The organism is Intrasporangium chromatireducens Q5-1 (assembly GCF_000576575.1).
Taxonomy (GTDB): Bacteria; Actinomycetota; Actinomycetes; order Actinomycetales; family Dermatophilaceae; genus Intrasporangium_A; species Intrasporangium_A chromatireducens.
On sequence record NZ_AWQS01000118.1, the window covers coordinates 1 to 12,260 of the forward strand.

The 12,260-nt window shown below is 72.0% G+C and carries 12 protein-coding genes; 9 read left to right on the forward strand and 3 right to left on the reverse strand.

Going from position 1 to position 12,260, the window contains the following annotated elements:
* The first annotated feature begins 130 nt into the window (after positions 1 to 130).
* The 5 genes from N864_RS13675 to N864_RS13695 all read left to right on the forward strand — a co-directional run bounded on the left by N864_RS13675 (position 131) and on the right by N864_RS13695 (position 3,715).
* Positions 131 to 643, forward strand: coding sequence for a T3SS (YopN, CesT) and YbjN peptide-binding chaperone 1 (locus N864_RS13675; RefSeq protein ID WP_034717688.1), 513 nt, complete (start codon positions 131 to 133; stop codon positions 641 to 643).
* Positions 643 to 1,416, forward strand: a complete 774-nt coding sequence (locus N864_RS13680) for an enoyl-CoA hydratase/isomerase family protein (protein WP_034717690.1) — start codon at positions 643 to 645, stop codon at positions 1,414 to 1,416. The genes N864_RS13675 and N864_RS13680 overlap by 1 nt, the downstream gene beginning before the upstream one ends.
* Positions 1,413 to 1,814, forward strand: coding sequence for a YqfO family protein (locus tag N864_RS13685; protein ID WP_240474324.1), 402 nt, complete (start codon positions 1,413 to 1,415; stop codon positions 1,812 to 1,814). The genes N864_RS13680 and N864_RS13685 overlap by 4 nt, the downstream gene beginning before the upstream one ends.
* Before the next feature lie 132 nt (positions 1,815 to 1,946).
* Positions 1,947 to 2,729, forward strand: coding sequence for an electron transfer flavoprotein subunit beta/FixA family protein (locus N864_RS13690; protein WP_034717692.1), 783 nt, complete (start codon positions 1,947 to 1,949; stop codon positions 2,727 to 2,729).
* A gap of 29 nt (positions 2,730 to 2,758) precedes the next feature.
* Positions 2,759 to 3,715 (forward strand): electron transfer flavoprotein subunit alpha/FixB family protein, encoded by a 957-nt coding sequence (locus tag N864_RS13695; RefSeq protein ID WP_034717693.1) that lies wholly within the window; start codon positions 2,759 to 2,761, stop codon positions 3,713 to 3,715.
* Positions 3,716 to 3,776: 61 nt separating this feature from the next.
* Here N864_RS13695 and N864_RS13700 read toward each other — a convergent pair whose 3' ends face one another.
* Together N864_RS13700 and N864_RS13705 are read right to left on the reverse strand one after the other, a co-directional pair.
* Positions 3,777 to 4,205, reverse strand: a complete 429-nt coding sequence (locus N864_RS13700) for a hypothetical protein (RefSeq protein ID WP_240474325.1) — start codon at positions 4,203 to 4,205, stop codon at positions 3,777 to 3,779.
* Between the two features lie 38 nt (positions 4,206 to 4,243).
* Positions 4,244 to 7,204, reverse strand: coding sequence for an FAD-binding and (Fe-S)-binding domain-containing protein (locus tag N864_RS13705; protein WP_051518568.1), 2,961 nt, complete (start codon positions 7,202 to 7,204; stop codon positions 4,244 to 4,246).
* Positions 7,205 to 7,280: 76 nt separating this feature from the next.
* Here N864_RS13705 and N864_RS13710 point away from each other — a divergent pair, with 76 nt between their 5' ends.
* From N864_RS13710 to N864_RS13725, 4 genes are read left to right on the forward strand one after another with little or no spacing between them, the layout of a single operon-like run.
* The gene (locus N864_RS13710) at positions 7,281 to 7,724 is read left to right on the forward strand and encodes a PPC domain-containing DNA-binding protein (RefSeq protein WP_034717702.1); all 444 of its coding nucleotides are present in this window, start codon (positions 7,281 to 7,283) and stop codon (positions 7,722 to 7,724) included.
* A 42-nt stretch (positions 7,725 to 7,766) separates the two neighbouring features.
* Complete coding sequence (locus N864_RS13715; protein ID WP_034717705.1) at positions 7,767 to 8,957, forward strand: cysteine desulfurase family protein; 1,191 nt, start codon at positions 7,767 to 7,769, stop codon at positions 8,955 to 8,957.
* Positions 8,954 to 10,054: a tRNA 2-thiouridine(34) synthase MnmA gene (mnmA, locus tag N864_RS13720; RefSeq protein WP_034717707.1), complete on the forward strand. Its 1,101-nt coding sequence runs from the start codon at positions 8,954 to 8,956 to the stop codon at positions 10,052 to 10,054. The genes N864_RS13715 and mnmA overlap by 4 nt, the downstream gene beginning before the upstream one ends.
* A gap of 57 nt (positions 10,055 to 10,111) precedes the next feature.
* Positions 10,112 to 11,128, forward strand: a complete 1,017-nt coding sequence (locus N864_RS13725; protein WP_034717709.1) for a hypothetical protein — start codon at positions 10,112 to 10,114, stop codon at positions 11,126 to 11,128.
* Positions 11,129 to 11,219: 91 nt separating this feature from the next.
* Here the strand turns inward: N864_RS13725 and N864_RS13730 are convergent, their stop codons facing one another.
* Positions 11,220 to 12,113: a GNAT family N-acetyltransferase gene (locus N864_RS13730; protein WP_034717712.1), complete on the reverse strand. Its 894-nt coding sequence runs from the start codon at positions 12,111 to 12,113 to the stop codon at positions 11,220 to 11,222.
* Between the last annotated feature and the right edge of the window lie 147 nt (positions 12,114 to 12,260).

A 12,260-nucleotide genomic window follows, 5' to 3' on the forward strand; every position in this document is an offset into this window, starting at 1 on the left:
CGAGCGCAAACTCCGGTTGCGACCCGTCGAGGGAGCCCAAACTCCGGCCGCGACCCTCCCCGCGACCTGCCACCGGCCGGTCGCGCTGGCCGAGGTGACCTGTCCGGCCGCAGGTCGTTAGGTTGGACCCATGACGGATCCGACCTCGCTGCCCAACTTCCAGCCGCCGACCCCCTCGGGCGGTCCGAACGGCGCCCCTGCCGGCACCCCGGTGCGTGACCGCATCGCGGCCGAGCTCGCCAAGCTCGGCGTCGAGTGCACCGTCGACAACGACGGCGATCTCGAGTACGTCGTCAACGAGCAGACCCTCTTTGCCCGGGTCGCCGAGGGCGAGCTGCCCCTCGTGCGCTTCTTCGGCCAGTGGCAGCTGCAGGAGCCCGTGTCGCCGGACCGCAACGAGCGGCTCGCGCGGTGCAACGACATGACCCTCCAGCTGAACCTGGTCAAGCTCTCGCTCGTCCAGGACAGCCTCGTTGTCTCGTCCGAGCAGGTCATCACGCCGCACGCGGACCTCGACATCCTCGTGCCACTCTCGATCAACCACATCCTCCAGAGCGTCGGCTTCTTCTTCCAGACCTGGCAGCCGCCGGAGGACGCCACCGGCGGGCCCGGCGCTGCCGGCATGCCCGAGGGCGGCCAGTGATGGGCGAGTTCGTCCGGCTCGAGGTCGAGGACGGGATCGGCACGATCCGCCTCGACCGGCCGAAGATGAACGCGCTCAACGCCCAGGTGCAGGAGGAGATCCGGGCCGCGGCGCTCGAGGCCTCCGAGCGCAGCGACGTCAAGGCGGTCATCGTCTATGGCGGTGAGAAGGTCTTCGCCGCCGGCGCGGACATCAAGGAGATGGTCGCGATGTCGTACACCGACATGGTCGACCGGTCCGGCCCGCTCCAGACGTCCATCACCGCGGTCGCCCGCATCCCCAAGCCGGTCATCGCCGCGATCACCGGCTATGCGCTCGGTGGTGGGTGCGAGCTGGCCCTCGCCTGCGACTTCCGGGTCGTCGCCGACGACGCCAAGCTCGGTCAGCCCGAGATCAACCTCGGCATCATCCCCGGTGCCGGGGGGACGCAGCGACTCACGCGACTGGTCGGCCCGGCCAGGTCGAAGGAGATCATCTTCAGCGGCCGACACCTCGACGCCAAGGAGGCACTCGAGATCGGCCTTGCCGACAAGGTCGTGCCGGCCGCGGACGTCTACGAGACGGCCAAGGAGTGGGCCCGGCGCTACGTCGATGGTCCGACCTACGCGATCCGGGCAGCGAAGGAGGCGATCGACCGCGGTCTCGAGGTCGACCTCGAGACCGGCCTGGAGATCGAGCGGATGGCGTTCGCCGGGCTCTTCGGGACCGAGGACCGCGAGATCGGCATGACGGCGTTCGTCGAGCGCGCGAAGCCGCAGTTCAAGGGCAAATGACCGACTCCTCGAGTTCCCCTGCTGGTTCGAGGTATTCGCCCGGCGAAGTCGACACGGCGAATACCTCGAACCAGCGTGAGGACCTCGACGTCCTCGTCTTCTACGTGCCCGTCGACGACACCGAGCAGGTGCTGGCGGCCGTCTTCGCGGCCGGCGCCGGCGCGATCGGCAACTACCGTGACTGCGCCTTCGTCGTGACGGGCACCGGACAGTTTCGGCCGGTGGCCGGCGCCACCCCGGCGATCGGCGACGTCGACCGGCTCGAGCACGTCGCCGAGAACCGCGTCGAGCTCGTCCTGCCCCGTCGGCTGCGCGCCAAGGTCGTCGCGGCGCTGCGCGCTGCCCACCCGTATGAGGAGCCCGCCTTCCACATCCTCGAGAGCGCGCCACTGTCCTGACGGCGCGGGTGGTGAGCGTCACGCGCTCCGGATGAAGGCCCCGGCGAGACGCGGTGCCAAGATGGTGGGCAGTGCCGGCGCCGCCCTGCGGCCGGCAGACCACCCACCCGCAACGGAAGAGGACGTTCACCCATGAACATCGTCGTCTGTGTCAAGTACGTGCCGGACGCCCAGGCGGAGCGCACGTTCAACGCATCGGACAACACGACGGACCGCGAGAACGTCGACGGCCTGCTGTCGGAGCTCGACGAGTATGCCGTCGAGGCCGCGCTCAAGCTGGTCGAGGCCGGCGAGGGAGAGGTGACCGTCGTCACCGTCGGCCCGGACCAAGCGGCCGACGCGATCAAGAAGGCGCTGCAGATGGGCGCGGACAAGGGCGTGCACGTCAAGGACGACGCCATCCACGGCTCGGACGCGATCGCCACCTCCCTGGTCCTTGCCGAGGCGATCAAGAAGATCGGCTCGCCGGACCTCGTCGTCACCGGCATGGCGAGCACGGACGGCACGATGGGAGTCGTCCCGACGATGCTCGCCGAGCGCCTCGGCCTGCCGGCCGTGACGTACGCCTCCGAGCTGACCGTCGACGGCGCCAAGGCGACGATCCGCCGCGACGGGGACGTCTCCACGCAGACCATCGAGGCTACGCTGCCCGCGCTCATCTCGGTCACCGACCAGATCAACGAGCCGCGCTACCCGTCCTTCAAGGGGATCATGGCGGCGAAGAAGAAGCCGGTCGAGGAGTGGAGCCTCGCCGACCTGGGCGTCGAAGCGGGCCAGGTCGGGCTCGACGCGGCCTGGACCAAGGTGGAGGCGTTCGCCGCTCGCCCGCCGCGCAGCCAGGGCGAGATCGTCACCGACGAGGGCGACGGCGGCAAGAAGCTCGCCGAGTTCCTCGCCTCGCGCAAGTTCATCTGATCGACCAGCCAGCAAAGGAGATCCACGTCATGGCTGAAGTTCTCGTCCTCGTCGACCACGTCGACGGCACGGTCCGCAAGACGACGTCCGAGCTGCTGACGATCGCCCGTCGCTTGGGTGAGCCGTCGGCCGTCTTCATCGGCTCCGGCTTCGACGCCGCCAAGGACACCCTCGCCAGGTTCGGCGCCGAGAAGGTCTACCGCGTCGAGGGCCCCGAGGTGACGCAGTACCTCGTCGTGCCCCAGGCGGAGCTGCTCGCCAGGCTCGTCGAGGAGAAGTCCCCCGCGGCCGTCCTCGTCTCGTCCTCCACGGAGGGCAAGGAGGTCGCCGCTCGTCTCGCGATCAAGACCGGCTCGGGCCTGATCACCGACGCCGTCGACGTCCAGGCGGCCGACGGTGGCGTCCAGACGACCCAGTCCGTCTTTGCCGGGTCCTACACGGTCGAGGCCACCGTCACCCGGGGCACCCCGGTCATCGCCGTCAAGCCCAACTCGGCCACCCCGGAGGAGGCCCAGGCGGCGGCGGCCGACGAGGCGGTGGACTTCACGCCGTCCGACGCGGCCAAGGGCGCGACGATCACCGACACCAAGCCGAAGGCGGCGTCGGGCCGTCCCGAGCTCACCGAGGCGGCGATCGTCGTCTCCGGCGGCCGCGGCACCGGCGGCGACTTCAGCCCGGTCGAGGCGTTCGCCGACGCCCTCGGCGCCGCCGTGGGCGCCTCCCGCGCCGCGGTCGACGCCGGCTGGTACCCGCACTCGTCGCAGGTCGGCCAGACCGGCAAGCAGGTCAGCCCGCAGCTCTATGTCGCGTGCGGCATCTCGGGCGCGATCCAGCACCGGGCCGGCATGCAGACCTCGAAGACGATCATCGCGGTCAACAAGGACAACGAGGCGCCGATCTTCGAGCTCGTCGACTTCGGGGTCGTCGGCGACCTGTTCAACGTGCTGCCCCAGGCCACGGACGCGGTCGAGGCCGCCAAGGGCTGAGCGCCACACTCGTCAGCAGAGGCCGGTCCCCGCTTCGGGGACCGGCCTCTCGCGTCGTGCCTCAGCGGGCGACGCGGTGCCAGCTGCGCAGCCGCTCGCGGTTGTGCCGGTAGTCGCGCGCGCCCTGGCCGAACGCCCACCACGGGCAGCGCAGCGCCTCCGAGGGCAGCCGGGTGGCCCGGGCCGCGCCCTGGTGCCACTCGATGCTGCCGTCCTCGCGGACCCGGCGGATGTCGTGCCGGTGCACCTTCGTCGTGGCCAAAGTGTTGTGCACCCGGGCGGTCTCGGGGGTGAGGTCGATGCGGGCCTGCCACGCACGGTAGGCGAGGTAGAGCGCGATCGCCAGGCACACGCCATACGCGACCTCGGGAGGCAGCGCGGTGACGTGGAGCAGGAGGCGGGCGACGAAGTAGCCCACCACGACGCTCCCGACGGCAGCGACAGCACGATGGGGTGCCGGGGCGCGCACGACGGACGGGCCGGGGGTCATGGCCCCGATCATAAGAGCCGCTCCCGAGAGGGCGCGGGTCAGTGGGGCAGCGCCTCCGCCAGGACCTCGGCGAGGTGGCGCGGGCGGTGACCGGCCCGGTCCAGCTCGTGGATCTGCGTGCGGCAGCTGAAGCCGTCGGCGAGGACGAGCGTCTCGGGCGCGGTGTCCGCCAGGCGGGGGAGCAGGGCCTGCTCCGCGATGTCCCGGCTGATCTCCTCGTGCCCCGGCTCGAAGCCGAAGTTGCCCGCCAGCCCACAGCAGCCGCCGTCGATCGTCTCGAGGGCGATGCCCGCGGCGCCGAGGACGGCCGACTCGGCCTCCCACCCGAGGACGGCGTGCTGGTGGCAGTGGACCTGGGCCAACGCGGGCACCGTGCGGTCGGGGTCGAGCCGCGGCGGTTGCCAGCCGGGCGTGTGCTCGTGGAGCAGCTCCGCGAGGGTGACCGTCTGGTCGCGCAGGCGGGCGACGTCGGAGTCCTGGGGAAGCAGGTCCGGCGCGTCGCTGCGGAAGACCGCCGTGCAGCTCGGCTCGAGCCCGACGACGAGGCCGCCGGAGCGGACGTGCGGGGCGAGGATGCGCAGGGTCCGGCGCAGCACCCCCTTGGCCATGCCGAGCTGGCCCGTCGAGATCCAGGTCAGCCCGCAGCACACCGGCTCGTCGGGCATCGTCACGTCCCAGCCCGCCGCCTCGAGGACCTGGACGGCGGCCCGACCGATGTGGGGGGCGAAGTGGTTCGTGAAGGTGTCCGGCCACAGCAGCACCGTGCCGCGCTCACCGCGGTGGCCGTCACCACGGGCCCGGTCATGACGACCCCAGGCCTGCTGGAGGGTGCGCGGCGCGAAGGTCGGCAGCTCGCGGTCGGCGATTCCGGCGAGCCTCGTTGCGACGCGCGCCACGGGCCGTCGCCGGGTCAGGGCGCCAAGCGGTCGGGCGAGGTGCAGCGCCGAGACCGCGGCCGCCGTGGCCGGGAGCCAGCCCAGGGTGTAGTCCGCTCGGGGACGCAGCCGACGGCGGTAGTGGTGCCACAGGAACTCGGCCTTGTACGTCGCCATGTCAACGCCGGCGGGGCAGTCACTGCGGCAGCCCTTGCACGCCAGGCAGAGGTCGAGGGCGTCGCGGACGGCGGTCGAGCGCCACCCCTCGCGGACCGGCCCGTCGCCGTGCCCGTCGAGCATCTCGAAGAGCAGCCGGGCGCGTCCTCGCGTCGAGTGCTCCTCCTCGCTCGTCACCTGGTACGACGGGCACATGACCCCGCCCCGGGGCTCGTGCTGGCGGCACTTGCCGAAGCCCACGCACCGGTTCGCGACCTCCCGGAACGAGTCGTCGTCCTTGGGGTAGGCAAAGGCGAGCCGGCCCGGGTCGCGAGGTGCCCAGTCCGCCCCGAGGCGCAGGTTGGCGTCCAGGGGCAGCGGCCGCACCAGCTTGCCAGGACTCATCCGGTCCTGCGGGTCGAAGATGCTCTTGACGCGGGCGAACGCCTCGAGCACCCGGGGACCGTACATGCGTGGCAGCAGCTCGCCGCGGCTCTGGCCGTCACCGTGCTCGCCGGAGAGCGAACCGCCATACGAGACAACGAGGTCCGCCGCCGCCTCCATGAACTTTCGATAGGTCCGGACGCCGTCGGCGCTCGTCAGGTCGAACGGCGTGCGCGCGTGGATACAGCCCTGGCCGAAATGCCCGTAAACGCTCGGGCCCGTGCGGTCGGCGTAGCCAAAACGATCCCACAGCCGCTCGAGGTCGCGCAGGTAACCACCGAGCTGCTCTGGTGCCACCGCGGAGTCCTCCCAGCCGGGGAGGTTGTCGCGGTGTCCCGGCACGCGGGCAGTCGCGGCCAGGGCCGACTCGCGCACCCGCCACAGCGACGCGGCGTCAGCCCCGGTCACGACGCGCACCCGGTCGTCGCCGGACGACAGGCCCACCGCCCGGAGCGCCCGTGCTGCCGCGTCGTGAGCCTCCTGCCGGCTGTCTCCGCCGAACTCGACCATGAGCCAGGCGCGGCCAGCCGGCAGCTCGCCGAGGACGTCGCCGTTGAGCCCGGCGAGCTCGTTGTCGAGAACGAGCTTGTGGTCGAAGCCCTCGAGCCGGGTCGGGTCCTGCTCGACGAGCGGCGGCACGTGGTCGGCCGCGTCCGCGATGCTGTCGTAGGCGAGGACGACGAGCTCATGCTCGGGGATGACCGGGCTCAGCTCGAGCTCGGCACGCAGGACCGTTGCGAGCGTCGACTCACTGCCGACGAGCAGCCCCGCCACGTCGAAGCCGTGTTCGGGCAGGAGGGAGTCGACGTTGTAGCCCGAGACCCGGCGCGGGATGCGCGGGAACTCGCGCCGGACGTCGTCGCCGAACTCCTCGACCACCTGGCGCAGACCCCGGTACACCGAGGCCCGGCGGTCGCCGTGGTGCTCGATCTCGGCGTAGGTCGCATCGTCGGTCTCGCCGCACCAGAAGCGCGTGCCGTCATAGAGGAGCACGTCGAGTCCGGCGATGTTGTCGACCGTCTTGCCGGTGCGCTGGGCCGTGGCGCCACACGAGTTGTTGCCGATCATCCCGCCGAGGGTGCAGCTGCGGTGCGTCGCGGGCTCCGGGCCGAACCGGAGCCCGGTGGGGCGGAGGGCCTCGTTGAGGTCGTCGAGGACGATCCCCGGCTCGACGACACAGGTGCGCCGGTCCGTGTCGACGGACAGGAGGGCGCGGCAGTGCTTGGACCAGTCGATGACGACCGCGGTGTTGGTGCACTGGCCCGCGAGGCTTGTCCCGCCGCCCCGGGACAGGACCGGGACGTCGTGGCTGCGGCACACTCCGATGGCGGCGACGCCGGCCTCGACGCTGCGGGGCACCACCACGCCGATCGGCACCTGCCGGAAGTTGGAGCTGTCCGTCGAGTAGACGGCGCGGCTCCCGGCGTCGAAGCGGACCTCGCCGTCCACGGCCGCCTGCAGCTCGGCCTCGAGGTCGTCCGTGACCGCGCCACCCACCTGCTGCACCGTCGCTCGCAAAGCCATGTGAGCGGCATACCCATGAACGGGTGGCCCATGCGACGACCGGTTGGGCGGGGGCAGGTTGGGGTAGCCCACGGGGATGCAGTCGAAGGCGATAGAGGAGAACGGACGCACGACCCACGTCGCGGTGCTCGCGGCGGGCGAGGAGGCGGTCGAGCAGCTCGGGCAGCTCGTGCGGGACGCCGGGGTGACGGCGGCCCAGGTCACGGCGGTGGGCGCCTTCGAGCGCGCCGTCGTGGGCTGGTTCGACCGGGAGGCCAAGGACTACCGGCGCAACCCGGTCGACGAGCAGTGCGAGGTGCTCTCGCTCCTCGGCGACGTCGCGCTCGGCCCCGACGGCACGCCGACCCTGCACGCCCACGTCGTGCTCGGGCTGGCCGACGGCACCACGCGTGGGGGGCACCTGCTCGAGGGACATGTCTTCCCGACCCTCGAGGTGGTCCTCGACGAGCCGCCCGCGACACTGCGCAAGCGGTCGCACCCAGACCTCGGGCTCGCCCTCATCGACCTGGGCACCGGCTGAGCGGGCGGCGGACCGCCACGGCGCGCGGCCTAGAATCGGGTCGTGACTGCCTACCTCGACCATGCGGCGACGACGCCGATGCTGCCCTCCGCGATCGCGGCGATGACCGAGCAGCTCGCCGTCGTCGGCAACGCGTCGTCGCTGCACCGCACGGGCCGGGCCGCTCGCCGCGTCGTCGAGGAGTCGCGCGAGCGGATCGCGCGGTCGATCGGTGCCCGGCCTTCCGAGGTCGTCTTCACCTCGGGTGGGACGGAGGCGGACAACCTCGCCGTCAAGGGGACCTACCGGGCCCGCCACGAGGCCGACCCGCGTCGGGTCCGTCTGCTCGTCGGCGCCACGGAGCACCACGCCGTGCTCGACAGCGTCGAGTACCTCGTGGCGCACGAGGGCGCCACGGTGACGTGGCTCGAGCCGACGCCCGAAGGGGTCGTCGAGCCGGAGACGGTGCGGGCCGCGATCGAGAGCGACCCCGGGAGCGTGGCCCTCGTCTCGGTCATGTGGGCCAACAACGAGGTGGGCGTCGTCCAGGACGTGCCGGCCATGGCGGCGATCGCCCACGAGCACGGCATCCCGCTGCACACCGACGCGGTGCAGGCCGTCGGCCACGTGCCCGTCGACTTCGCGGAGAGCGGCGTCGACCTCATGTCCGTCACGGCGCACAAGCTCGGCGGCCCGATCGGCGTCGGGGCCCTCGTGGCCCGACGCGACGTCAGGCTGCTCCCGCTCAGCCACGGCGGCGGCCAGGAGCGACAGCTGCGATCGGGGACCTTGGACGCGCCGGCCATCGTCGCCTTCGCGGCGGCCGTCGACGAGAGCGTCGCGGCCATGCCGGCCGAGGCGGCCCGCGTGGCGGCCCTGCGCGACGAGCTGATCACCCGGGCCCGTCAGATCGCACCGGACATCCGGGTCGGCGGCCGGTGGACGCCCGGCGACACGACCGGCCGGCTACCGGGCAACTCCCACCTGCTCGTCCCCGGCTGCGACGGCGACTCGCTCCTCTACCTGCTCGATGCCGCCGGCGTGTCGTGCTCGACCGGCTCTGCCTGCCAGGCCGGGGTGCCACAGCCGAGCCACGTGCTGCTCGCCATGGGCGTTCCCGAGGCCGACGCCCGGGGGGCGCTGCGGCTCACCCTTGGGCACAGCTCCACCCGCGCGGACGTCGAGGCGTTCCTCGCGGCGCTGCCCGCAGCGATCGACCGGGCCCGTCGCGCGCGGGTCGCCACGGCGTCATGAGGGTCGTCGCCGCGATGAGTGGCGGCGTCGACTCCGCCGTCGCCGCCGCCCGGATGATCGACGCGGGGCACGACGTCGTGGGCGTCCACCTCGCGTTGTCCCAGAGCGCTGCGACGCTGCGCGAGTCGGCCCGCGGGTGCTGCACGATCGAGGACGCCGGCGATGCCCGCCGCGTCGCCGACCAGCTCGGGATCCCGTTCTACGTGTGGGACATGGCCGAGCGGTTCAAGCGGGACGTCGTCGACGACTTCGTGGCCGAGTACGCCGCCGGCCGCACGCCGAACCCCTGCCTGCGCTGCAACGAGAAGATCAAGTTCGCGGCGCTGCTCGACAAGGCGCTGGCCCTCGGCTTCGACGCGGTCGCGACGGGGCACTATGCGCAGGTCGTCGAGCGGCCCGACGGCGGCCGGGAGCTGCACAGGGCGGTCGACCCCGCGAAGGACCAGTCCTACGTCCTCGGCGTGCTCGACGCGGAGCAGCTCGCCCGGGCGTTCTTCCCCCTCGGCGACACCCACAAGCCCCAGGTGCGTGAGGAGGCCGCGGCGCGCGGCTTCTACGTGGCCCGCAAGCCGGACAGCCACGACATCTGCTTCATCCAGGACGGGGACACGCGCGGCTGGCTGGGACGGGCTCTCGGCGAGGCGCCCGGCGAGATCGTCGACACCGATGGGACCGTCCTCGGTGAGCACCGCGGGGCGTTCGCCTACACGGTCGGCCAGCGGCGGGGTCTGGGCCTCCGCCGTCCCGCGGCGGACGGCCAGCCCCGCTACGTCGTCGAGGTCCGGCCGGAGGCGAACCAGGTGGTCGTCGGCACGGCCGACCTGCTCGGGGTCAACGCGATCACGGGAGAGCATGCTCGGTGGTGTGGGCCGGCTCCGGTGGGCGTCGTCACGGTGGGTGCCCAGGTGCGCGCCCACGGCGAGGAGTTCGCGGCGGAGGCCCGGGCCGACGGGAACCGGGTCGAGGTGCGGCTGCGTGAGCGCATTCGCGGGGTGGCGCCCGGCCAGTCCGTCGTGCTCTACGAGGGGACGCGCGTGGTGGGGTCGGCGACGATCGTGGCCTCCCGGCTCGAGCGCGCACGTGAGGCAGCGCGCTGACGCGCGTCCTGGAGGTATGCCGCTCAGCCGGCTTCCGTGCGTCACTACCCTGTGCACATGGCCGGCATCGAGCTCGTCGAGCACACGATCACCGCACACGTCCCGGAGCTGGGCAACCCGACGCATCGGATCGAGGTGCCGCTCAGCGTTCGCGTCGACCCCCTGACGGGCCGCACCTCCCGGATCGTCACCGGCACGAAGCTCTCGCCGACCGAGCGGCCCGACCTGTCCGGGCTCACCGCGACCCCGTCGTTCTGTCCGTTCTGCGCCGACCGGATCGAGGGCGCGACCGGCACCTTCCCTCCGGAGGTCACGCAGGAGGGTCGGATCCGGCGGGGGAGCGCCGTCATCGTCCCGAACGTCATGGCCTACTCCGAGTACTCCTCGGTCGGGCTCTACGACACGAAGCGGCACTTCGTCGATCTTCCTGACCTGACGCCAGCTCTGATCGGGGACCTGCTCGCCGCCTTCGTCGGGTACACCCGCGGGATCCACCGGATCAGGCCGATGTGGTCGTCCGTCAACGCGAACTACCTTCCGCCGAGCGGCAGCTCGCTCGTGCACCCGCACGCGCAGTCGGCCCACGACGACATCGGCACGACGGTGCAGCGGCGCCTGCTGGAGCGCTCCGAGGCGTGGGGAGGGGAGCGGTCCTACTGGGACGAGCTGACCGACCTCGAGCAGGACGGTCCGCGGTGGCTCGGTGCCCTCGGCCGGGTCGCGTTCTTCACGCCGTTCGCCCCGGTCGGCTTCCACGAGGTGTGGGGCGTCGTCGCCGGGTGCCGTGACATCACCGAGCTGACGGTCGAGGACTGCGCGAGTCTCGGCGCCGGCCTGTCCCGGGTCCTCGGGGCCTACTACGACCTCAACCTCACCTCGTTCAACTGGGCCCTCTATGGCGGCGGTCCCACGCCGACCGACCGCTACTCGGTGCTGCTGCGGGTCGTGAGCCGGAGCAACGCCGTGCCGATGTACCGCAGCGACGTGACGTACTTCGAGAAGCTGCACGACGAGGCGATGACCGACCTCGCCCCGGAGGACCTGGCCGCGACGCTGCGCCCGCGCTTCATCTGACGCACCCGACCGAGCCTGCCCTCCCCGAGACCGACAGTGCGCCTTCCATGATCGAGAGTGCAGTCCTTGGTCGCGAGCGTGCAGCCCGTTTTCATCCCAGAGAACGGATCCAGGTGACCGTGCGGTGGCCGGGCCGGAATCCGAGCGACTGGTAGAGCCGCATCGGTCCCGGATAGCCGGCGTCTCCACGGGGAGTGACCATCGCCGCGCGACCACCCGCCTCGGCGAGGGCATGGAGCGCCGCCAAGGTCACGGCCCCGGCCAGACCTCTACCCCGATGCCCCGGCACACAGCCCACCGGCTCGACGAGGCCGACCCCGGTTGACGGGTCCAGCCACACCAGCGCGCTGGCCACCATCTGCCCGTTCTCGTCCACGGCCACCCAGTCGAGGTCGGCCCGGTACGGCCAGGCGGCCATGAGCGCCCGATAGGACTCGCCGGTCACTCGTGAGGTGCCGAAGTCAGACCAGGCCGCCGCATGGCAAACGGCCCGTGCGCCCGCCTCGTCCGGCTCCACGTGCCGCAAGCAGTACCCCGCGAGAGCCGGCAGCGGGCGCAGCTCGCGCAGGTCGAGCATGTGGTGGCGGAAGAACGGTGCAGCCGGCGACTCCGGAGCGAACCCGGCCGCCCGACACGCCTGCTCGGCAGGATCTCCTTGCATCAGCATGACCGACTGGCTGGGGGCGTCGCTCCACTCCTCGAACCAGTCGAGGACCTCCTCGGCGACCTCGGGGCGGCCGGGGTCGACCTGCAGCTCCAGCCAGTCATCGGCCTCGGCCCAGCCGAAGCCCACGAGACGTCCGTCGTCGTCCTGCCACAGCGACATCGCCTCTCCCTGCCTCGGGCGCACCGCGTCAACCGGCGCGTAGTAGCGGCTCCAGGCCAGTTGCCCTGGGTGGAACCGGCTCGCGGGCGACCACAGACGCGAGCACATCTCCTGCATGGCTCGCAGGTCGGCCGGGCCGGCGAAGTCGTGGCGTCGCACAACCGGACAGGCTAGCTGCCCGCTCGAGCGCAACGAGTGCACTGTCGATGGAGAATGGCGCACGCTCGATCGGGAGTGGCGCACGCTCGATCGGGGATGGCGCACGCTCGATCGGGAATGGCGCACGCTCGATCGGGAGTGGCGCAC